Origin of the sequence: Herbaspirillum huttiense (genome assembly GCF_047300815.1) — a bacterium.
Taxonomy (GTDB): Bacteria; Pseudomonadota; Gammaproteobacteria; order Burkholderiales; family Burkholderiaceae_D; genus Herbaspirillum; species Herbaspirillum huttiense_A.
In genome coordinates, this window is the sequence record NZ_CP178608.1 from 2410500 (window position 1) to 2431818 (window position 21319).

19 protein-coding genes are annotated in these 21319 nt (G+C 62.7%); 10 read left to right on the top strand and 9 right to left on the bottom strand.

Annotated features, from left to right (window positions below):
• Positions 1-115: 115 nt before the first annotated feature.
• Positions 116-1477 carry an EAL and HDOD domain-containing protein gene (locus tag ACLRDN_RS11185; RefSeq protein WP_413460071.1) on the top strand — a complete coding sequence of 454 codons (1362 nt, stop codon included), beginning with the start codon at positions 116-118 and terminating at the stop codon, positions 1475-1477.
• Between the two features lie 90 nt (positions 1478-1567).
• On the opposite strand, the gene ACLRDN_RS11190 is transcribed toward ACLRDN_RS11185, so the two are convergent.
• On the bottom strand, positions 1568-2182 hold the full coding sequence (locus tag ACLRDN_RS11190; RefSeq protein WP_413460072.1) for a hypothetical protein: 615 nt from the start codon (positions 2180-2182) through the stop codon (positions 1568-1570).
• A 7-nt stretch (positions 2183-2189) separates the two neighbouring features.
• The gene (locus ACLRDN_RS11195) at positions 2190-3077 is read right to left on the bottom strand and encodes a methylglyoxal synthase (RefSeq protein WP_039788358.1); all 888 of its coding nucleotides are present in this window, start codon (positions 3075-3077) and stop codon (positions 2190-2192) included.
• A 191-nt stretch (positions 3078-3268) separates the two neighbouring features.
• Between ACLRDN_RS11195 and greB the strand changes: the two genes are divergently transcribed.
• Complete coding sequence (gene greB / locus ACLRDN_RS11200) at positions 3269-3826, top strand: transcription elongation factor GreB (RefSeq protein ID WP_413460073.1); 558 nt, start codon at positions 3269-3271, stop codon at positions 3824-3826.
• Between the two features lie 121 nt (positions 3827-3947).
• Positions 3948-5288, top strand: a complete 1341-nt coding sequence (locus ACLRDN_RS11205) for a DUF3422 family protein (protein ID WP_413460074.1) — start codon at positions 3948-3950, stop codon at positions 5286-5288.
• 72 nt (positions 5289-5360) lie between these two features.
• Here ACLRDN_RS11205 and ACLRDN_RS11210 read toward each other — a convergent pair whose 3' ends face one another.
• Positions 5361-5969 (bottom strand): FMN-dependent NADH-azoreductase, encoded by a 609-nt coding sequence (locus ACLRDN_RS11210; RefSeq protein ID WP_413460075.1) that lies wholly within the window; start codon positions 5967-5969, stop codon positions 5361-5363.
• Positions 5970-6112: 143 nt separating this feature from the next.
• Between ACLRDN_RS11210 and ACLRDN_RS11215 the strand changes: the two genes are divergently transcribed.
• A complete protein-coding gene (locus tag ACLRDN_RS11215; protein WP_413460076.1) occupies positions 6113-7081 on the top strand; it encodes a LysR family transcriptional regulator in 969 nt (322 codons plus the stop codon).
• Between the two features lie 7 nt (positions 7082-7088).
• On the opposite strand, the gene ACLRDN_RS11220 is transcribed toward ACLRDN_RS11215, so the two are convergent.
• The 5 genes from ACLRDN_RS11220 to ACLRDN_RS11240 form a co-directional block, all read right to left on the bottom strand.
• Positions 7089-8315 carry a DUF2252 family protein gene (locus ACLRDN_RS11220; protein WP_413460077.1) on the bottom strand — a complete coding sequence of 409 codons (1227 nt, stop codon included), beginning with the start codon at positions 8313-8315 and terminating at the stop codon, positions 7089-7091.
• A 201-nt stretch (positions 8316-8516) separates the two neighbouring features.
• Positions 8517-10778, bottom strand: coding sequence for a RelA/SpoT family protein (locus ACLRDN_RS11225; protein ID WP_121039895.1), 2262 nt, complete (start codon positions 10776-10778; stop codon positions 8517-8519).
• Positions 10779-10813: 35 nt separating this feature from the next.
• Positions 10814-11017 carry a DNA-directed RNA polymerase subunit omega gene (rpoZ, locus tag ACLRDN_RS11230; protein WP_008328299.1) on the bottom strand — a complete coding sequence of 68 codons (204 nt, stop codon included), beginning with the start codon at positions 11015-11017 and terminating at the stop codon, positions 10814-10816.
• 75 nt (positions 11018-11092) lie between these two features.
• Complete coding sequence (gene gmk, locus ACLRDN_RS11235) at positions 11093-11731, bottom strand: guanylate kinase (RefSeq protein ID WP_039788345.1); 639 nt, start codon at positions 11729-11731, stop codon at positions 11093-11095.
• A 74-nt stretch (positions 11732-11805) separates the two neighbouring features.
• Positions 11806-12720, bottom strand: a complete 915-nt coding sequence (locus ACLRDN_RS11240; RefSeq protein WP_084320194.1) for a YicC/YloC family endoribonuclease — start codon at positions 12718-12720, stop codon at positions 11806-11808.
• Positions 12721-13035: 315 nt separating this feature from the next.
• Between ACLRDN_RS11240 and rph the strand changes: the two genes are divergently transcribed.
• The 6 genes from rph (at position 13036) to sodC (ending at position 19972) form a co-directional block, all read left to right on the top strand.
• Positions 13036-13764, top strand: coding sequence for a ribonuclease PH (gene rph, locus ACLRDN_RS11245; protein ID WP_413460078.1), 729 nt, complete (start codon positions 13036-13038; stop codon positions 13762-13764).
• Positions 13765-13917: 153 nt separating this feature from the next.
• Complete coding sequence (rdgB, locus tag ACLRDN_RS11250; RefSeq protein ID WP_413460079.1) at positions 13918-14508, top strand: RdgB/HAM1 family non-canonical purine NTP pyrophosphatase; 591 nt, start codon at positions 13918-13920, stop codon at positions 14506-14508.
• Positions 14505-15749, top strand: coding sequence for a radical SAM family heme chaperone HemW (hemW, locus tag ACLRDN_RS11255; RefSeq protein ID WP_413460080.1), 1245 nt, complete (start codon positions 14505-14507; stop codon positions 15747-15749). The genes rdgB and hemW overlap by 4 nt, the downstream gene beginning before the upstream one ends.
• A 142-nt stretch (positions 15750-15891) precedes the next feature.
• Positions 15892-17091: an EAL and HDOD domain-containing protein gene (locus tag ACLRDN_RS11260; protein ID WP_413460081.1), complete on the top strand. Its 1200-nt coding sequence runs from the start codon at positions 15892-15894 to the stop codon at positions 17089-17091.
• A gap of 5 nt (positions 17092-17096) precedes the next feature.
• Positions 17097-19178: a putative bifunctional diguanylate cyclase/phosphodiesterase gene (locus ACLRDN_RS11265; RefSeq protein ID WP_413460384.1), complete on the top strand. Its 2082-nt coding sequence runs from the start codon at positions 17097-17099 to the stop codon at positions 19176-19178.
• Between the two features lie 257 nt (positions 19179-19435).
• Positions 19436-19972, top strand: coding sequence for a superoxide dismutase [Cu-Zn] SodC (gene sodC / locus ACLRDN_RS11270; protein ID WP_413460082.1), 537 nt, complete (start codon positions 19436-19438; stop codon positions 19970-19972).
• A gap of 63 nt (positions 19973-20035) precedes the next feature.
• Here sodC and ACLRDN_RS11275 read toward each other — a convergent pair whose 3' ends face one another.
• Positions 20036-20980: a GlxA family transcriptional regulator gene (locus ACLRDN_RS11275; RefSeq protein ID WP_413460083.1), complete on the bottom strand. Its 945-nt coding sequence runs from the start codon at positions 20978-20980 to the stop codon at positions 20036-20038.
• Positions 20981-21319: the final 339 nt, after the last annotated feature.

The following is a 21319-nucleotide window of genomic DNA, read 5'->3' on the forward strand; positions in this document are numbered from 1 at the left end:
TTTTTCACTTTGAATAGTCGTGATGTCGCTGAAACCATGCCAAATCGGCATACAATAAGCGGATTGCTGCACGTCAAGATTGATCGCAACGCCAGGGGCCCGTAAAAAACCAACCATGTCAGACCAGTCAGCCGATCCAACCGCTTCGCCCCTTCCTGCGCACCAGGCCCTGGATTTCTTCCTGGCGCGCCAGCCCATCCTGAGCCGCGAGCAGGACCTGATCGGCTACGAACTGCTGTTTCGCAGTGCTGCCTTCGGTCCGGCCAATGTGAAGGATGATGTCACGGCCACGGCGGCCGTGATTGCCCACGCTTCCGAGCTGGGTTTGTCCAATGTCATCGGCAACCTGCACGGCTTCATCAATGTCGATGCGGCCGTGCTGATGAGCGACTTCATCTATTTCCTGCCGGCCGACAAGGTGGTGCTGGAGATTTTGGAGACGGTGCGCGTCACGCCCGAACTGGTGACGCGGGTGCGTGAACTGGTGGCCGCCGGCTACGTATTTGCACTGGACGATGTGGTGGCCGAGTCGCAGGAGATCGAAGAGCTGCTGCCGCTGGTGAAGATCATCAAGATCGACGTGATGGAAGTCGATCCCAGCAAGCTGCTCAAGCTGTCGGTGCATTTCAAGCGGGCGCAGAAGGAACTGCTGGCCGAGAAGGTCGAGACCCTGCAGGTGTTCAATGACTGCATGACGTTTGGCTTCGATTATTTCCAGGGCTATTACTTCGCCAAGCCGATGATCCTCCAGGGCAAGAAGCTGGAAGCCTCGAAGATGATCATCATGCACCTGCTTACGCTTTTGGTGCGCAATGTCGACAACGCCGAGATCGTGCGCTACATCAAGCGCGACGTGGCCCTGTCGCTCACCCTGCTGCGACTGGTCAATACGCCCGTCTACGGTTTCCAGAAGTTCATCGATTCGCTGGGCCAGGCGCTGATCGTGCTGGGCCGCCGCCAGCTCAAGCGCTGGCTGCAGATCCTGCTGTTTGCCAATACCGACAAGGATCGCGCCCATTCCATGTCGCCGTTGATGATCCTGGCGGCCACGCGCGGCAAGATGCTGGAACTGATCACGGCCAAGATCCGGCCGGGCCGCCGCAAGATGTCGGAGATGGCCTTTACGGTCGGCATCATGTCGCTGGTGGATGCGCTCTTCGGCATGAGCATGGAAACCGTGCTGCGCCAGATCACCGTCAGTACCGAGATCCGCGAAGCGCTGCTGCGCCGCACCGGTTTCTATGGCACCGTGCTGCGCCTGGTGGAGTGCACCGAGCTGCGCGCGCCCGACCAGGAGGAGATGCAGCGCCTGCTGGAAGAGCTGCAACTGTCGGCAGACGATTTCTTTGCCGCCGAAAAGCAGGCCTTCGAATGGGGCAACAGCATCGCCAACAACAACATCGGACAGCAGGCCAGCATGCAGATGTCGCCACCGCCGGAGGGCTACATCGATGACGATGAGGATGACGATGACTGAACGCGTTCGTGCCGATGCTGCTGGCGCGTCGCCATGAGAAAGGGCTGCTTTTTGGCAGCCCTTTTCATTTTGACGATTAAGGATCTGAATTTACTTGCTGCGCATGCGGGCCACCAGCCGGCGCAGCAGCCGCAACAGGCGAGAGGACGGCGCGCCCGGGTGGCTTGCCAGGCGGACGGCCAGTTTGCGCTTGAACTCACCGATGGCCGACTTGACCGCCTTGAGCAGACGCTGTACCTGCTGCCAGCCGGCCGTGGCCTGCAACTGCGCCGTGAGCCGGGCTTTGATGTCCAACAACCGGGTGTGATAGCGCTGGAACCAATCCAGCGACAGCAGGCTGCGGCGCGTGAGGGCATAGATACGCGCCACCAGCGCCGTGCCCAGTACCTTGGCAGTGAGCACGATGATCACACCCAGGGTAGGGTGGCCGTGCGCGATGGACATCAGCGCCAGGATTTTCACCGGCAAGAGCAGCAGGGTCGGTGCCAGGAAGATCAGCAGGGCGGCGTAAGGCGAGAGCCGTTCCACCCAGCTTTGCAGCCGTACCAGCCAGGGCCATTCAGGGATGCGCGCCAGCACCGCCTGGGTGGCGTCCCACAGCCACTCTTCCAGCATCAGCAGCAGGGCTGCGGTGTAGATGAGCGGCGCCAGCAGGCGCCGGCGCCAGCGCGGCGGCCGGCGTGGCGGCAAGGTCGGGTCAGTCATCCAGCGATCAGACGGCGCGCGCCTTGATGAGCGAGAGCCAGCGGTCGCCCCATTTCACGTCGCTCATGCAGGAGGCATAGCCGGTGACGGTGCGGGCGGCGCGCTCCAGCAGCTGGATGTCGGCCTCGTGCTGGCGTGCCACGTGCGGGTCTTCCAGGAACAGTACGCGGCGGCACTGGCGTTCCAGGATCAGTTCGGCGATCTGCGCGTCCCCGCCCAAGGGGCCGGAGAGGAAGGGCTTGACCCAGTTGCGTCCGGCTTCACCCTTCATTTTGACGGCCAGCTGGTTGAGCAGGCCGCCGGTGGTGCCGGTGGCACAGCGGAAGGCAAACTGGTCGAGCACATCGAAATGCTTTTCGGCCAGCTCCAGCATGCGTGTCTTCATGGCGTCGTGGGCGATCAGGGCGATGCCCTCGTCTTTCAGGTGGAAACGGTCATCCAGGAAACTGTCGGGCGCGGCCCCGTTGGCCAGGGCTTCCAGCTCGAACCACTCCTGGGCACCGGCCAGGGTCGAGAGGAAGGGCTTGCCATGGATCACGCACTGGCGCTTCAGGGCCACCGCTTCCGGGAAGGTGGACGAGGGGTCGACCGGATCGATCAGGTAGATCACCGCATCGAGCGTGCGGGCAGGATCAGGGTCGACCGTGCGCGAGACCAGCTTCATCAGGCCACCATGGCGGCCATAGGGAAAGCGCACCAGGTGCTCATAGCCGGGCAGAAGATTCATTTGTCCGATGGCATCGAGCGTGCGGCCGACCACGATCAGTTCGGGTTGCAGGCTTTCGATGCGATGGCGCGAACCGGTCAGCAGCTGGACCAGGGCGGAATCCGAGGCGTCCTGATGGGCGCGGTTGGCAATGAGACCGATGCGATAGCGGGGAGCGATGGAAGACATGGGCGCGAGCAGGCGAGTTGGAGAACCTGGCATGGACGGCATGCGCAGGCGCGAGTGCAGATTATCGCCGAGTGCGCCTTAAAGGGCGAGCCCGGCAGGTGCGCCGCGGATTAATCGCCGCAACTGTACCGTTGCAGGCGCTCGCATGCGGCTACAATAAGCGTCAACCTGCATACCAACCCCACTCCAGCATGAACAAGGCTTTTGTAAAGGAATCCGACGGTGCCGACGACGATGATGACATCGCCTTGCCGGCCATCCCCGCCGGCAGCAAGAACTACATGACCCCGCAGGGGCATCAGCGCATCAAGGATGAACTGCTGCACCTGATCGATGAAGAGCGTCCGGAAGTGGTGCGCGTGGTGTCCTGGGCCGCCTCCAATGGCGACCGGTCCGAAAACGGCGACTACCTCTACGGCAAGAAGCGCCTGCGCGAGATTGACCGGCGCATCCGCTTCCTCACCAAGCGGCTGGACAATGCCGAGGTGGTCGATCCGTCCGTGCACCACGGCAGTGACCAGATCTTCTTCGGCGCGACCGTGACCTACGAAAACCAGCGCGGCGAAGAGCACACCGTCACCATCGTGGGCATCGATGAACTCGATCCTCTCAAGGGACTGATCAGCTGGATCTCGCCGGTGGCGCGGGCGCTGACCAAGGCCCGTGAAGGCGATGAAGTAGTGCTGCAGACACCGTCGGGGGTAGAGCAGCTGACCATCCTCGATGTGACGTATCCGGCACCGCAGTAGCGCTCCTCCTTATCCCTTGTGACGGCGGCCCGGCGTGCAATTTGCATGCGGGCAGGCTGACGCCGCGTGCGCCGCTCGCCGCGCCCGGCAAACCGAATTTCAATCCTCCACGAGAACGTTCATGTCCATCGTTTTTGCCAGCCTGAATCACCCGCAGCGCGTCGTCCTGGCCGCCGAGGTGCATTCGCGCCCCTTCCTGCAGCTCACGCGCTCGGAAACCTTGACGCACCTGGCCGTCTACGTACGCGAAGACGGCAACGGCGGCCGTCACGCCAGCGCCCAGCATGTCCTGCTGGACGAACTGTGCGCGCACTTCGGCGTGGTCGCCCCGGGCGGCGAGGCCAAGCATTTCTATCATGACTTCGGCCGTTTCCGCCTGAAGTGGGAATGTCATACCGAGTTCGCCACCTACACCTTCGCCCAGGCGCATGAGGAAGAGCTGGGCACCGACCAGGCCTTTGCCCGCGCGCCGCTGGCGCATATTCCGCAGCAGTGGCTGCTGGGACTGAAGGGCAAGCTGATGGTGGCCGCGCACGTGGTGGTCGAGCCGGGCGCTGACGATACGGCTGCCACTGCACGCCAGATGCAGCACATCTTCGAAGGCAAGCTGATGAGTTCCAGCAAGGTCTTGCAGGGAGGCGAGATCTGGACCGATTTCCAGATCCAGTCGGATGGCTTTTCGCGCTTCGTGGTGCGCGATATCGGCTTGCGCGAATTGCAGGGCGGACGCCTGGCGCAGCGCATTCTTGAAATCGAGACCTATCGCATGATGGCGCTGCTGGGCTTGCCGCATGCGCAGCAGTCCGGCCCCCTGCTCAACGAAATCGAAGGAGACCTGGCCGCGCTGACGGCCGCCATGGTGCAGTCCGAGCAATCCACCAGCGGCACCCCGGAAGAGATGGCCGAGGATGAGCGCATCCTGCGCAAGATCACCGGTCTGGCGGCGCGCATCGAAAAGCTGTCGCTGGAGAACAGCTATCGCTTCTCGGCCTCGCAAGCCTATTTCCGCCTGGTGCAGGCGCGCATCGAGGAATTGCGCGAGCAGCGCATCGAAGGGGTGCCGACCATCGGCGAGTTCATGGAACGTCGCCTGGCCCCGGCCATGAATACCTGCCAGGCCATCGCCCGCCGCCAGGAAGCGCTGGCCGAGCGCATCGCCCATACCAACGACCTGTTGCGTACGCGCATCGGCATCGTGCAGGAGCGCCAGAACCGCCAGATCCTGGAATCCATGAATGCCCGCGCCGCCCAGCAACTGAAGCTGCAGCAGGCCGTGGAGGGCTTGTCGGTGGCGGCGATCTCGTATTACGTGATCGGGTTGCTGGGCTATGCCGGCAAGGCGGCCAAGGCGGCGGGCCTGCCCATCAATCCGGACCTGGCCACCGGGCTGGTGGTGCCGGTGGTGGCGGCCTGCGTCTGGCTGGGCTTGCGCCGCATGCACAAGGACCTGGGCAACCATTGAAGGCGCAGCAAAGCAAACGGGGCGCACCGCATTGGCGGCGCGCCCCGTTGCAGAGTGTTGCGAAGGCGGGGATCAGACGGTGGCGTTGATCTTGGCTTCAGCGCCGGCTACAGCAGCCTTGGCGGCTTCTTCACCCATCGACACGCCTTCTGCGACCACCAGTTCCACATCGGTAATGCCGATGAAGCCCAGTGCGCCCTTGAGGTACTTGCCCTGGAAGTCCAGTGCTTCCATCGGACCTTCGGAATACTTGCCGCCGCGCGAGAGGATGATGACGGCCTTCTTGCCCTTGACCAGGCCGACCGGGCCGGTTTCGGTGTAGCTGAAGGTGCGGTCGGCGCGGAAGACGTGGTCGATCCAGGCCTTCAGGGTGGACGGCGGGGCGAAGTTGTACATCGGCACGCCGATGACGATGGTATCGGCAGCCAGCAGTTCGTCCACCAGGGCGTCGGATTGCTTGATGACGTCGGCCTGCTCGGCGCTGCGGGCATCAGCCGGAGTAAAGTAGGCACCCAGCATCGATTCGCTCAGGTGCGGCAGGGCGTTGGCGGCCAGGTCACGGTGCACCACCTTGCCGCCGGGGTTCTTGGCTTGCCATTGCTGGGCGAAGGAAGCGGTCAGCTGACGGGAGATGGAACCGCCGTTGCGGGCGCTGGAGTCGATATGCAGAAGAGTGCTCATGGTGTGTCCTTTCGTTGTTCGGTGGGCAAGGCCTTCGGTGAACGCCTTTGCATTGGGGTCAACGATACCCAGTTTTCATTTCTTCCAATAGATGCGAGAATCGCATTTCACTGATCCATTTTTGGTGGGAATCGAACATCGCCATGCTAGACCTCAACGATATCTGGCTCTTCGTCCATGTAGTGCGGGCCGGCAGCTTCGCCGCCGCCGGGCGCAAGCTGTCCATGCCGCCCAATACCATCAGCCGCCGCCTGCAGGCGCTGGAGGCGGCCATGGGGGTGCGGCTGCTGCAACGCTCCACGCGCCAGCTCAACATGACGGCGGCGGGGCGGGAATTCTTCGAGCGCTGCGCGCCGGGCCTGGAAGACATCGAGCACGCCAGCGCCAGCCTGACGGAAAGCCAAGGCGAACCGTCCGGCAGCCTGCGCGTGGCCGCGCCGGTGGACTTCTTCGACAATTTCTCCATCGAGTGGATGCATGAGTTCATGCATCTCTATCCCAAGGTGCAGTTGGAGTTCGTGCTCAATGACGGGCGCGCCGACCTGATCGCCGAGGGTATCGACCTGGCCTTCCGTGGCGGGGTGCTGCCCGACTCCAGCCTGGTGGCCAGGAAGCTGGTACAGAGCCATATGGCTCTCATCGCCAGTCCGCGCTACCTCGAGCGCGAAGGCACGCCCCAGGCGCTGGCCGACCTGGTGGGCCATGCCTGCCTGGCGACGTCGCAGGCACCCCAGCATACGGTGTGGAAACTGGAAGGGCCGCACGGTCCGGAAAACGTGCGGGTGGTACCGCGCCTGTGCATCAACACCGCTCAAGGACAGTTGCGTGCGGCGCGGGCAGGATTGGGCATTGCGCTGCTGCCGACCATGCTGGCCTCCGAAGACCTGCGCAATGGCAGCCTGATCAATATCCTCCCGGATTACCAGCGCGACACCATGGGCTTTTATGCCGTGTACGTGCACCGGCGGCAATTGCCCAGTGCGGTCAGTGCGCTTATCGAATTCTTCGCCGACAAGCTGGAGCGCGGCATTGCCGACAAGGGCGCGCAGGCCTGCCAGGAGCAACTGGAACGCGAGACTGCTGCGCTTTCCCTGCCGCAGAAAGCGGCCTGAGCGCGGCTCAGAATTCCACCGCCTGTTCGCCCAGGGCGTAGCGCCGGCAATGCTCCAGATAGGCGCGCTCATGGTTGGCGACCAGGTCGACCACGCTGCGCCACAGCCAGGACGGCACTTCCAGCGTCTTCGACCGTTGCCGCGCCAGTTCGGTGTGCCACGCGCGGCAAGTTGCTTCATCCATCTGGCGGGCATGGGCCTGGCCGACGACGCGGGCCAGATAGCGGGCGGCGCGCAGGGCTTCCTCTTGGCTGACGTGATCGATCTCCAGTTTCAGGTCCTGCGGCAGCAGTTCGCGTACGAACACCGGGCGCTCCAGCAGGCGCGTGGCCAGCATGCGCGAACCCAGGTGCGGTGCAAGATGGCGTGCACCGGTGACGACCCGTTCGGCGTTGTCGCGGGGCATGCCGGCATCGCGGTAGCGGGGCGCGGCGGCGGTGACCGCTTCCTTGATATCGAAAAGGCACAGGTCGCTGCTTTCGCTGGCTTGTTCGTTCACATCCAGCAGCACGGCATAGCGCAGCAGGCCCAGCGAGCTGCATCCCTTCATCCAGTAGGCGGTATCGAGCATCTTGATGGCAGCGTTGTCCTCGCGATGCCGCAAGGCCGTGAGCAATGCGCGGGCCGGAGCGGACTCCACCAGCGCCGTGATCTCTTTTCTTTCCTGTCGCGAGGCCGACCAGAAGCGTTTGCCCAACGGGATATGCACGGTCTTGCCTTGCATGCGTTCATGTGCCAGTTCCTTCCAGGTGCGGCGATGTGCAGTCTTCAGGGCCACGCGCACGGACTGCGGTTTTTTGCCCAGGCGCAGGTCGTCACCGGGGCGGAAGGCAGATTCATATCCCTCCACCAGCACCTCCATCATCTTGGCCGTGATCACGCCCGGCAGGTCCGAACTGCGCGCGGCCATGGCCAGCGACAGCGCCAGGCGGATCAGGTCGTGCGATGGGTTGCCGATGACGGTCTGGTCGAAGTCACGGATCTGGATATCGATCTTGCCCTCGGCATTGGCCACCGGGCCCAGGTTGCCGATGTGGCAGTCACCACAGATCCAGATGGCCGGGCCTTCGGGCAAGCTGCTGGCCTGGGTTTCATTGAGCCAGTTGTAGAAGCGCAGGGTGCTGCCGCGCACGTAGGCGTGGGCAGAGCGGGCCATTTTGAGGTTCTGGGCGGTTTTCAGGATGTCCTGGCGCGCGGAGGGACGAGGCGTCCTCGTGATCAGTTTTTTTGGCATGGCGATTTATATTATTTATATTCATTTTTCTTTTAGGCGGATGAAGCCCAATGTTGAGTTTCCTCGTCTCTTCGTCGCTTGCCTATCAGAGAAGCGAGACTTGCCTTGTCAGACTCCCGGCCATGCGCTGCCTTCAAAACGAATGCCGGAAAAGACAAACGCCCGCATCAGCGGGCGTTTGCAGAGGCGGGCGGGGCAGGATCAGCCGCGTTCGCGCAGGATACGTGCGACGCTGTCGATCTTGCGGATGCCGCGCATGAGGCGCGCCAGGTGCACGCGATCTTCGACCTGGATGGTGAAGCGCAGATACTTCATCGAAGCATTGCCGCCTTCGTCATCCATGGCCACCGAGACGATGTTGGCATCGGACTCGCCGATCTCGGCAGCGATGCGCGCCAGCGTGCCGCGCTCGTTGTGGATCAGGATGGTGATGCGGCAATCGAAGCGGCGATTGAGGTCATGGCCCCAGACCAGGTCGATCCAGCGGTCCGGTTCCTTCTCGTGCAGGCGCTTGGCGGTCTCGCATTCCTGGGTATGTACGATCAGGGTCTGGTCCGGCTTCAAATAGCCGGTCAGGCGATCGCCCGGGATCGGCATACAGCAGGACGACAACTGCGCCGAGGCCCCTTCGCTGCCGGTGATGACCACCGGGTCCGGCTTGTTGGGCAGCATGTGGCCTTCCGGATCGAGCTGCGGCACGCTCACGCCGGTATCCATCATGGTCATGATGTGGCGTGCTACCAGCGGGGCCATGCGGGTGCCGATGCCGATCTCGGCATACAGGTCATCCATGGTCTTGGCGCTGGATTCGTTCAGCAAGCGCTCGACGATATGGGAAGGAAGTTCAGGTTCGATGCCCAGCGTATGAAGAGCATTGCCCAACAAGCGGCGTCCGACGGCTTGCGATTCGACCTTGTTGGCCGTGCGCAGGCGGTGGCGGATGGCCGAACGGGCCTTGCCGGTGCGCACGTAGCCCAGCCAGTTGGGGCTGGGGCGCGAGGTCGGCGAGGTGATGATCTCGACGATGTCGCCGTTGTGCAGCTCCGAGCGCAGCGCGGCCGGTTCGTGGTTGATGATGGCTGAAGTGGTCTGGTCGCCGATGTCGGTGTGGATGCTGTAGGCGAAATCGAGCGCCGTGGCACCACGGGGCAGGGCGATGATCTTCGATTTGGGCGTGAAGACGTAGACCGAATCGGGGAACAGGTCGACCTTGACGTGCTCCAGGAACTCCGCCGAATCGCCGGTCTGCTTCTGGATGTCCAGCAGCGACTGCAGCCAGGCGTGGGTACGCTGCTGCAGGTCGGTGAGGCTGCCTTCGTCATCCTTGTAGAGCCAGTGCGCAGCCACGCCGGATTCGGCCACGCGGTGCATGTCGGTGGTGCGGATCTGGAACTCGACCGGTGTACCGTAGGGGCCGATCAGGGTCGTGTGCAGCGACTGGTAGCCATTCAACTTGGGAATGGCAATGTAGTCCTTGAACTTGCCCGGCATGGGCTTGAACAGCGAGTGCAGGGTGCCCAGCGCAACATAGCAGTTGGCGAAGCTGTCCACCACCACGCGGAAGCCGTACACGTCCAGCACCTGCGAGAAGCTCAGGTGCTTGTTGCGCATCTTGCGGTAGATGCCGTAGAGGGTCTTTTCGCGGCCATCGACCTGGGCCGGGATGCCGGCGGCGATCAGGGTGCTGGTGACCGATTCCATGATCTTGGTCACCACTTCACGGCGATTGCCGCGCGCCGCCTTGACGGCCTTGAGCAGGGTGCGATGGCGCAGCGGATGCAGGTGGGCGAAGGACAGCTCCTGCAGCTCGCGGTAGATGTTGTTGAGGCCCAGGCGGTGCGCGATGGGCACGTAGACTTCCATGGTCTCGCGCGAGATGCGGCGCTTCTTCTCGGGCGGCATGGAGCCCAGCGTGCGCATGTTGTGCAGGCGGTCGGCCAGCTTGACCAGGATCACCCGCACGTCGCGCGCCATGGCCAGCAGCATCTTGCGGAAGTTTTCCGCCTGTGCCTCGACCTGGCTCTGGAATTCGATCTTGTCCAGCTTGGAGAGGCCATCCACCAGCGAGGCCACGGAGGCGCCGAAACGCTCGATCAGTTCTTCCTTCTTGACGCCTTGGTCTTCCATGACGTCGTGCAGGAAGGCCGCCATCATGGCCTGGGCGTCGAGCTTCCATTCGGCGCAGATCTCGGCCACTGCCAGCGGATGCGAGATGTAGGGCTCGCCGGACTTGCGCATCTGGCCCAGGTGCATCTCGTCGGCGAAGCGATAGGCTTCCTTGACCTTCTTCAGTTCGGAAGGGGTCAGGTACTCTTCGAGCTTGGGGATCAGATGCGCGAAAGTCGCCACGCCGCTGTGGGCGGCAGGGGCGACTTCGAGGGGAGTTGCGGTGCGGCCGGAACCGGCGGCACGTTTGGAGCTAGCAGCGGCTGATAAGGTGGAGTCGGTAGTGGTGAGGCTCATACTTGTCCGTTATCAGCTTCATGGACGGACCAGGATCAGGCCGGAACCTTCTTGAGCATCTCGATACCGACTTTGCCAGCGGCGATTTCGCGCAGGGCGGTCACGGTCGGCTTGTCCTTGGCTTCCACCTTCGGGGTGTGGCCTTGCAGCAGCTGGCGGGCACGGTAGGTGGCCGACAGGGTCAACTGGAAGCGGTTGGGGATCTGCTTGAGGCAATCTTCGATGGTAATGCGGGCCATGTGATACTCCTGAATGACGGTCTTGCTTGTGGATTGATGGGTCCGGCGCCGGGTTGCTGGTCTGGCTTGTGCGGCTTAGCTCGCGTGGATGCCCAGCTGGGTGAAGAGGTAGGCATTGCGGGCGGCTTGCTGCGGGAAGCGGCAGCGGGCGGCCTGGACGATTGCCGTCAGTTCGGACAAAGCGACGGCAAACTCTTGATTAATAATAACATATTCGAACTCCGGCGAGTGAGCGATTTCGCCGCCGGCGGCCAGGATGCGGCGCGTGATGACGTGCGGTTCGTCCTGTCCGCGCTTCTTGAGGCGCTCTTCCAGCGCAGCAATGGAAGGCGGCAGGATGAAGATGCCGATCGCATTGGTAAATTGTTTCTTCACCTGCTGCGCGCCTTGCCAGTCGATCTCCAGCAGCACGTCGGTGCCGTTGGCGATCTGGTCAGCAATCATCAGGCGCGAGGTGCCGTAGTAGTTGCCGTGCACTTCGGCCCATTCGAGGAATTCCCCTTCGGCTTGGCGCTTCAGGAAATCTTCCACGTCAGTGAAATAATATTCACGGCCATGCTCTTCGCCCGGGCGCGGTGCGCGGGTGGTGTAGGAGATGGACAGCTTGATGGCCGGCTCCTGCTTGAGCAGGGCGTTGACCAGGGTCGATTTGCCGGCGCCGGACGGGGCAACCACCATGAAGAGGCTACCGGAAGTGGGTTTTTGGACGGGCATGGGGTCCTCGCTGAAAAATGTCTTTTAACTATTAACTAATCAATATCGGTCGGAATGGGGCTGTGCGGCCGGCATCATTCCAGATTCTGCACCTGCTCGCGCATCTGGTCGATGAGCAGCTTCAGTTCCATGGAGGCATCGGCCAGTTCCTTGACGGCGGCCTTGGAGCCGACCGTGTTGGCCTCGCGATTGAGCTCCTGCATCATGAAATCGAGGCGCTTGCCGACCTGGCCGCCCTTTTTGAGGATGTGGCGGGTTTCGCCCAGGTGGGCCGACAGGCGCGCCAGTTCCTCGGCGATGTCGATGCGGATGCCATAGAGGGTCACTTCCTGGCGGATGCGTTCCAGCGACTCCTCCCGGGTGGCCACCGGCGCGGCACCGTTCTGCGTCTGCAGGGCCAGGCCCAGGGCTTCGGTCATGCGTTCGGTGGCCTTCTGCTGGAATTGCTCGACCAGTTGCGGCACCAGCGGGGTGATGCGGGCCACGATGGCTTCCATCGCATCCACCCGGGCCAGGATCACGGCCTGCAGCGCCGCACCTTCACGGGCGCGGGATTCGACGAAGGCGTCCAGGGTCTGCTGCATCGTGGCCAGGATGTCGGCTTGCAGGGTGTCCTGGCTGATTTCGGCTTCTTCCATCACGCCCGGCCAGCGCAGCAGTTCATTGATCGACAGCGGCGCGGCGTCGGGGAACTGGGCGCGCAACTGGTCTTGCAGGCTGGCCAACTGGCCTACCAGGGTGTGGTTCAGGGCCTGGCTGTTGCCACTGGCGACCTTGCGGCCGAAGGACAGGCGGCATTCCACCTTGCCGCGTACCAGGCGGCCCATGATGGCTTCGCGCAGCATCGGTTCGACCGCGCGCAGGTCATCGTTGATGCGGAACTGCAGGTCGAGGAAGCGCGAATTGACGCTCTTCATTTCCAGGGTGACCGTGCCGGCAGTGGTTTCACGGGTGGTGACGGCATAGCCGGTCATGCTGTAGATGGTCAAGGTCGGGACTCCATAAAGCGGGCGGGCGGCGCAGCAGGGCGCGCCGGCGAATCAGGGTTGAGGGCGGGGCGGGCAGGGTGGCCAGGGAGGTAAATGGAGGATGCCGCGACGGCGGACATCGTGTTCCTTTACAATGCCGGACTTGAACGTTCCGGCACCGCCTGTGCGGCCTGCCCGGGTGCCACCCGGTCGGAGCCCGCATTTTAATGAAGTTTGGCGGCGCCGCGCTATCAAAAACATCAAACCGGCGGTTTTGGGGGCCAATTGGCCGCCCGCCATCCGCCCAGCCTCGCCCAGACCAAGACAAGGATCACCATGACAGCTTCCCATCGCCCCAGCGGCCGCAGCGTTTCGCAATTGCGCGACGTGCGCCTGACCCGCCAGTACACCAAGCACGCCGAAGGCTCGGTGCTGGTCGAGTTCGGTGATACCCGCGTGCTCTGCACCGCCTCCATCGAGGAAAAGGTCCCTGGCTTCCTTAAAGGCAAGGGCCAGGGCTGGCTGACCGCCGAATACGGCATGCTGCCGCGCTCCACGCATACCCGCATGGACCGTGAAGCCGCCAAGGGCAAGCAGTCCGGCCGTACCCAGGAGATCCAGCGCCTGATCGGCCGCGCCCTGCGCGCCGCCTTCGATCTGGAAGCCTTCGGCGAGCGCACCCTGCAGCTGGACTGCGACGTGCTGCAAGCCGATGGCGGCACCCGCACCGCTGCCATTACCGGTGCCATGGTGGCGGCCTATGACGCCTTCAGCGTGCTGAAGTCGCGCGGCCTGATCGAAACCATCCCCGTCAAGCAGTTCGTGGCGGCGATCTCGGTAGGCGTCTACCAGGGCGTCCCGGTGCTCGATCTGGATTATCTGGAAGACTCGGATTGCGATACCGACATGAACGTGGTCATGACCGATGGCGGCCATTTCGTCGAAGTGCAGGGCACCGCTGAAGGCGCTGCCTTCGACCGCGCCACCCTCAACAGCCTGCTGGACCTGGCCCAGCAAGGCATCGCCACGCTCAACGGCTTGCAGAAGCAGGCCCTGGGCCTGTAATCGGCGGCCACGTCCCGGCGCAAATCGCCGTACAATGCCGCCTAGAAGCGATATGAACAAAAACGCCATGTGCCGCACCGACATGGCGTTTTTCATTGGGGCGCAGCGGCTGTCATGCCCATCCCGCGCGCCCCGCCAAGATCAGGACCAGACATGCAACCCAAGCAAAAGATCGTGATGGCGTCCAACAACGCCGGCAAACTGAAGGAATTCGCCAGTCTCCTGGGCGACATCGGACTGGACGTGCGCCCGCAAGGCGAATTCGACGTGCCCGAAGCGGAAGAACCCTTCGGCACTTTCGTCGAGAACGCCCTGGCCAAGGCCCGCCATGCTGCCCGCCTCACCGGGCTGCCGGCGCTGGCCGATGATTCGGGCGTGTGCGTGAATGCCCTGGGCGGTGCGCCCGGCGTCTATTCCGCCCGCTACGCCGGCGAACCCAAGTCGGACGCCAACAACAACGCCAAGCTCATCGCCGATCTGGCGGCCCATGCCGACAAGTCCGCTTACTACTACTGCGTACTGGTCTACGTGCGCCATGCCGATGATCCGCAACCGGTCATCGCCGATGGCGTCTGGAAGGGCGAGATCATCGACCAGCCGCGCGGGCAGGGCGGCTTCGGCTATGACCCGTATTTCCTGCTGCCCTCCCTGGGCAAGACGGCCGCTGAACTGACGGCCGCCGAAAAGAATGCCATCTCGCACCGTGGCCAGGCCTTGCGTGCCTTGGTCGAGAAGCTGGCATGATCCCTATCAAGCCGATCCCGGCCGACCTCCCTGCCGGCCAGGCGGCCAGCGGCCCGGCCCAGGCCGCGCTGGCCTTCCTGAAGCCCGGCAGCCTGCAACTGACGGCCTTGCCGCCGCTGTCGCTGTACGTGCATTTCCCGTGGTGCGTGCGCAAGTGCCCGTATTGCGACTTCAATTCCCATGAGGTCAAGGGCAGTTTCCCGGAAGAAGCCTACCTGGAGGCACTGCGCAGCGACCTGGAGCAGTCGCTGCCGCTGATCTGGGGCCGCAAGATCCATACGATCTTTATCGGCGGCGGCACGCCCAGCCTGCTGTCGGCCGCCGGGCTGGACCGCCTGCTGTCGGACCTCCGTACCTTGCTGCCCTTCGATGGCGACATCGAGATCACCATGGAAGCCAACCCTGGCACCTTTGAAGCCGACAAGTTCCGTTCCTACCGGGATAGCGGCATCAGCCGCCTGTCCATCGGCATCCAGAGCTTCAACGGCCAGCACCTGCACGCCCTGGGCCGCATCCATGATGGCGACCAGGCGCGCAAGGCAGTCGAGATCGCGCAGGCCAACTTCGACAATTTCAACCTCGACCTGATGTATGCGCTGCCGCAGCAGACCCTGGCAGAGGCACGGTACGACATCGAAACGGCCATCGCCTTCGCGCCGCCGCACCTGTCGCTGTATCACCTGACGCTGGAGCCCAATACGCTCTTCGCCAAGTATCCGCCGCCGGTGCCGGATGACGATGCCAGCGCCGACATGCAGGACATGATCGCCGAGCTGACCACGGCCGCCGGTTACCTCAACTATGAAGTGTCGGCCTACGCCCAGCCCAAGCGGCGCGCCCGCCACAACCTGAATTACTGGCAATTCGGCGACTACCTCGGCATCGGTGCCGGGGCGCATTCTAAGCTTTCGTTCCCGCACCGCATCGTGCGCCAGATGCGTTACAAGCATCCCCAGTCTTATCTGGAGCATGCCAAGGCCGGTACGCCCGTCCAGGAGGAAGCCGAGATCGGCCGCGATGCCCTGGGCTTCGAATTCATGCTCAATGCCCTGCGCCTGACGGAAGGATTCTCACCAAATCTCTTTGCTGAACGCACCGGCATGAGCCTGAACCAGATCGAAAAATCACTGAATCTGGCAGAGCAAAAAGGCATGTTGTATCGCGATCACGCTTTGATCCGGCCGACCGATCTCGGACGCCGTTTCCTCAATGATTTGCAGGAAATTTTCTTGTCAGAGTAAAGCCGTGTTGCAAGCGGCTCTTTATCGGGTATATTTAGAAAAAATTTAATTTTAATTAAGTATTCTGCTGGGAAACTTGTTAATATTCTTTTAACATTGCAGAGCGTCTCAGCAAATCAATGCGACGCGCCACGATAAAAATATGGCTGTTCAGGATAAAAGCGTTCCATTCCCACTCGTGTTTTTGCAGCCGGTCGCGGACGTCCACCACGTCTGGACTGCGCTGTCGCTGCATATTTCACCTGCGGTCGAAGATGACAATGCCTTGTTGTCTCGCTTGTTCAACGAATTTGATCTGCACGATGCACTGGGCGGACTGAGCTGCATCATCCCGGTGCGCGACCCGGCCGTCTTCGCGCCGGAATTCCGGCAGGAGATTCCGCAGGGCCAGCTCGCTTTGCGGGTGCCGGTCGAACATTGCGTGGACCCCGGCAAGATCGATGCGCTGGACTGGCTCTACAGCCGGGGCTTTGCCATCATCGCCGACGGCTTGCCGGCGCAGGGCGCGAGCGTGTTCCCCTTTGTCGAATCGATGGCGCTGGATGCCGGCGTGGGCCACCTGCCTGAAACCGGACAATGGCTGCAACGCCTGCGCGGCCCGCATCTGGCGGAGAACGTCGGGGACGCCATTCAGTTTGATGCCTGCCGGGCTGAAGGTTTCCGCTGGTTCTCGGGCGATTATGCGCTGCACCCGGATAGCCGCCTGTCGCAGAAGAATTCGATTTCCCGTGCCCGCCTGCTGAAGCTCCTGGAGCTGGTAGCACGCGACGCCGATGCCAACGAACTGGAATCCCTGCTCAAGCAGGACCCGGCCTTGTCCTATCAGCTCTTCAAGCTGGTCAGTTCGGCTGCCTTCGGTTTCTCGGCGCACATCACCAATTTCACCCAGGCCATCAACCTGCTGGGCCGCCGCCAGCTGCAGCGCTGGCTGCAACTGCTGCTGTATGCCCGCTTCCCCGGCGACGAGTCAGCCAATCCGCTGCTGCCGCGCGCAGCCGCCCGTGCCGCGATGATGGAAGCGATGGCACAGAAGGTGGATTGCACCCAGGAAGAGCTGGACCGCGCCTTCATCATCGGCATGTTCTCGCTGCTGGACATCCTCTTGGGCATGCCCCTGAACGATATCATCGAGCCGCTCAAGCTGCCGGTAGACATCGTCAATGCGCTGGTGCGCCGCACCGGCCGCCTGGGCAAGCTGCTGGACGTGGTAGAGCGCTCCGAAGACGGCCGCATTCCCCTGCGCCATGTCGATCTGGATGCCGCAGGCCTGGATGCCGAGGTGTATTGCCGTTGTCTCATCGAGGCCTTCAATTGGGCCACACGCGTCAGCAGCGAGGCGTGATTACAATGATCTCCTCCGTGGGCACTGACGATCTGGCATGCTGTTCGGCACTGCTGGACGCCATGCAGAACCTGCAGGGCATGGCCTTGCACGCCGCGCTCGGAGGGATTGCATCCGGCTTGCTCAAGCGTCCCGGCGGACGCTACGTGGTCAGCCTGCCAGCGGCCACGCCCGATGGGCTGTGCCAGGTGGTGGAGCATGAGGGCGCGCAGTTCGGGTATTTCGTCTTCCCGGCCCTGACCCGTCCTTACACTGAACTGGAGCGTACGCGCCTGGCCATGCTGGCGACCTTCCTCGGCCGCCTGATGCAGCGCCGCGCCGAGACCGACAAGCGCGCCCGTTCGCTGGACCAGATCGAAGCCAAGCTGGAGCAGCAGGCCCAGATCCTGAACCAGATGCACGAGTCGGTCATCACCATGGACCCGGCCGGTTTCATCACCAGCTGGAACCGCGGCGCCGAGCAGCTCTTCGGCTACAGCGCGCTGGAGGCCATCGGCCGCAACGTGCTCTTCCTCTACGAGAACGAAGAGGAAGAAGATTCCCTGCACGACCTGTTCCTGGAGCAGGGCGGGCGCGAGATGGAGGTACGCCGGCGCAAGAAGTCCGGCGAGGTGTTCTGGGCCAGCCTGTCGCTGTCGGTCATGCGCGACCAGAGCGGCCATCCGATCGGTTTGATCGGTTATCTGAACGACATCACCGAACGCAAGAACGCCGAGAAGCTGATCCATCACCTGGCCTACTACGATGCCTTGACGGGCCTGCCCAACCGCACCTTGCTCACCCGCACCGTGGATCAGGCGCTCACCGAAGCCCGCCATGAAAGCATGCACGGTTGCGTGATGTTCATCGACTTGAACCGCTTCAAACCCATCAACGATACGCTGGGCCACGTGGCCGGTGACATGCTGCTGGTGGAAGTGGCCCTGCGCTTGCGCCGCGCCTTGCGCGAGCAGGATGTGGTGGCACGCCTGGGTGCCGATGAATTCGCTGTGGCCCTGTTCGACATCGACAAGGATTACCATCCCGGCTTCGTGGCCCAGAAGCTGCTGGCCGTCTTCGATGATCCGTTCTTCATCGATGGCCACGAGCTGCGCGTGGGCGCCAGCATCGGCGTGAGCATGTATCCGGAAGACGCCGGCGACACCGAAACCCTGCTGCGCCTGGCCGACATCGCCATGTACCGGGCCAAGCAGGGCGGCGACAACAACGAAAACGGCTACGTTTATTACAGCGAAGAGATGAACCGCAACACGCTGGACCTGTTGCGCATCGAAACCGGTTTGCTGCACGCCTTCGAATACAACGAATTGCTGCTGTACTACCAGCCCAAGGTGGATATGAACACCCTGGCCATCACCGGTGGCGAGGCGCTGGTGCGCTGGCAGCATCCGGAGCGCGGACTGCTGCTGCCGGGCGAATTCATCCCGATTGCTGAAGAAACGGGTCTGATCGTGCAGTTGAGCGATTGGGTGCTGGACGCCGTGTGCCGCCAGGCGCGCTCGTGGAAAGAAGCCGGCCTGGCGCCGATCCGCATTGCCCTGAACGTGACGGCGCGCGAATTCACCCGCTCCCTGCCGGACCGCGTGCGGGCGGCCTTGAACCGGCATTCGCTCAGCGGCGACTGGCTGGAGCTGGAAATCACCGAGAGCATGCTCATGCACAGCACCGATCGCGTCATTTCCATCATGGAAAAGATCTGCAGCCTGGGCATCACGATTTCGCTGGATGACTTCGGGACCGGCTATTCGAGCCTGTCCTACCTGAAGCGCTTCCCCATCAATACGCTCAAGATCGACCGCTCCTTCACCATGGGCATCCCTGACGATACCAATGACTGCGCCATCGCCAGCGCCATCATCGGCATCGCCAAGCAATTGCGCCACAAGGTCATCGCCGAAGGGGTGGAGACCGAAAAGCAATTCAATTTCCTGCGCGAAGCCGGCTGCAACGAGTTGCAGGGCTTCCTCTTCTCGCGCCCGATTCCGGCAGCGGACTTCCATGCCATGCTGCTGGAAGGGCGCAAGCTCAACGTGATGCAGGAAGCGGTATCGCCCGCCTTGCCTGCGGCAGGTCTGCCCGAGCAATGATGACGCTGGCCGGCAAGTGCCTTCGCGCTGCCCGGTCGCCTGCTGTTTCTCCCCGATTTCCGTGTTGTCCTGTGCCGGATCCGGTCCTGAGCTGGAGGCCAGATTGCGAGAAATGTAATACTTTCGGGCATTCTCTCGAAGTATTTCGGTCCGGCCAGAGAATGTTGTCCAGATTTCATCGCGTATTTCGCTGTTTTTCAGCCGACGGCCGTGTCAGTGCCTATTCTTCACCTTTCAACCCACGAAGGAGAACGATCATGAAACGACGTATTGCACAGCTGGCCCTGGCGGCCTGCGCCACTGCAGCATCGCTGGCCGTGGCGGCGGAGCCGCCCATCAAGGTGGCGCTGAACCTGGTCAATGGCCAGGGAGTAGCCGCGCTGGCGGGCGAGGTGACCATCAGCGAGACTCCTTATGGATTGGTGTTCCAGCCGGCATTGACGGGCTTGCCTGCGGGCGTGCATGGCTTCCACGTGCACCAGAACGCTTCCTGTGCACCACTGGAGAAGGATGGAAAGATGGAGCCTGCCCTGGCCGCCGGCGGCCATTGGGATCCACAGAAGACGGGCAAGCATGAAGGGCCTTACGGCGAGGGCCATCTGGGCGATTTGCCGGCCCTGTACGTGAATGCCGACGGCAAGGCCGAGTACCCGGTGCTGGCGCCGCGCCTGAAGACGCTGGCTGAAGTGCGAGGCCATGCGCTGATGGTGCACGTGGGCGGGGATAATCACTCGGATCATCCAGCTGCGCTCGGTGGCGGGGGCGTGCGCTTGGCGTGCGGGGTGATTCAGTAAGGAAACTGCGCGGTCTCATCCTGTGCGACGTGAAGCATGTTCGTCAGCTCAACGCGGGCAGACTCAGGCTTGCTTGCGGGTACGAATGTCGCGCAGGATCTTTTGCGGGGATTCGCCCAGCACCCTGGCAAAGGCACGCCGCATCCGCTCGTCGTCACCGAAACCGGTTTGCATGGCGATGCGGGAGGGCGTCGAATGGCCACTTTCCATCAGTGACTGCGCCGCTTGTACGCGCAGTTTCTCGATCGCCTTGGCCGGTGACAGGCCGGTCTCGGCCTGGAAAGTCCGGCTGAAATGGCGTGCGCTCCAATTCACGTGGTCTGCCAATTGCTGGATGGTCAGTGGCTCCCGCAAATTTTCCCGGATGAAACTGAGCACGCGCTGGATACGTTCCTGCTTGGGGTCGATCTCGGCCAGGATGGAGAACTGGCTGGTGCCGCCCGGGCGGCGGTGACTCAGTACCATCGTCTTGCAGATGGCACGCGTGATCTCATGGCCCAGGTCGGATTCCACCATGGCCAGCACCATGTCAGTGCCGGCCGTCATGCCTGCCGAACTCCAGAATTTGCCGTCGCGCACATAGATCTGGTCTGGCCGCACGTTTAGCCGGGGAAAGCGCGTGGCCAGGGTTTCGGCGAAGCTCCAGTGGGTGGTGACGGCACGGCCGTCCAGCAAACCGGCTTCGGCCAGCAGGAAGGCTGCGGTGCAGATCCCGGCGATGCGGCGGCAGTCTTCATTGGCATGGCGCAAGTGTTCCAGCATGCCGGGGCAGGCAGTGGGCACGCCGGGGGTGCTGGCCACGACCAGGGTGTCGTAGCGGGAATCGTCGATGGCCTGCGTGCCGATGGGCACTCCGGATCTGCTGTTGACGTATCCTCCGCCCATGGAGACCAGTTCCACGGCGTAGCTGCCCGGGGAAAAGTGATTGGCAATTCCAAGGATGGAAAGAACGGACAGATCCACGATGTGGAATCCGGGATAGACAAGCAATGCGACACGGGCGACCAAGGGACCTCACAGAAGAAAAATTCGGTCCCGCCAGCATACAAGTGCCAACTTTCCACTACAAGACCTCATCAATGGGCCGCGCACGGAGCAGCGTTCTTTCGATGGAGCAAGCAGCGCAAAGTCATCCGCACCGGGACCGCCTGCAGTCAAGCAGGGCAGGGTCCAACGGAACGGGACGCCGGAATATAGCATCCCCAAGCAGGTAGGGAGGGACAGGAAGCCTGCACATTCCTGCCATCGACCAGTCCATTTGCATCGCCAAGGCAAGCTCGGCGGGATGGCCGGATTTGCGTTGATCCTGGCAGTTGCAGCTTGTTCGGCTCCGTATAATCTGGCTTG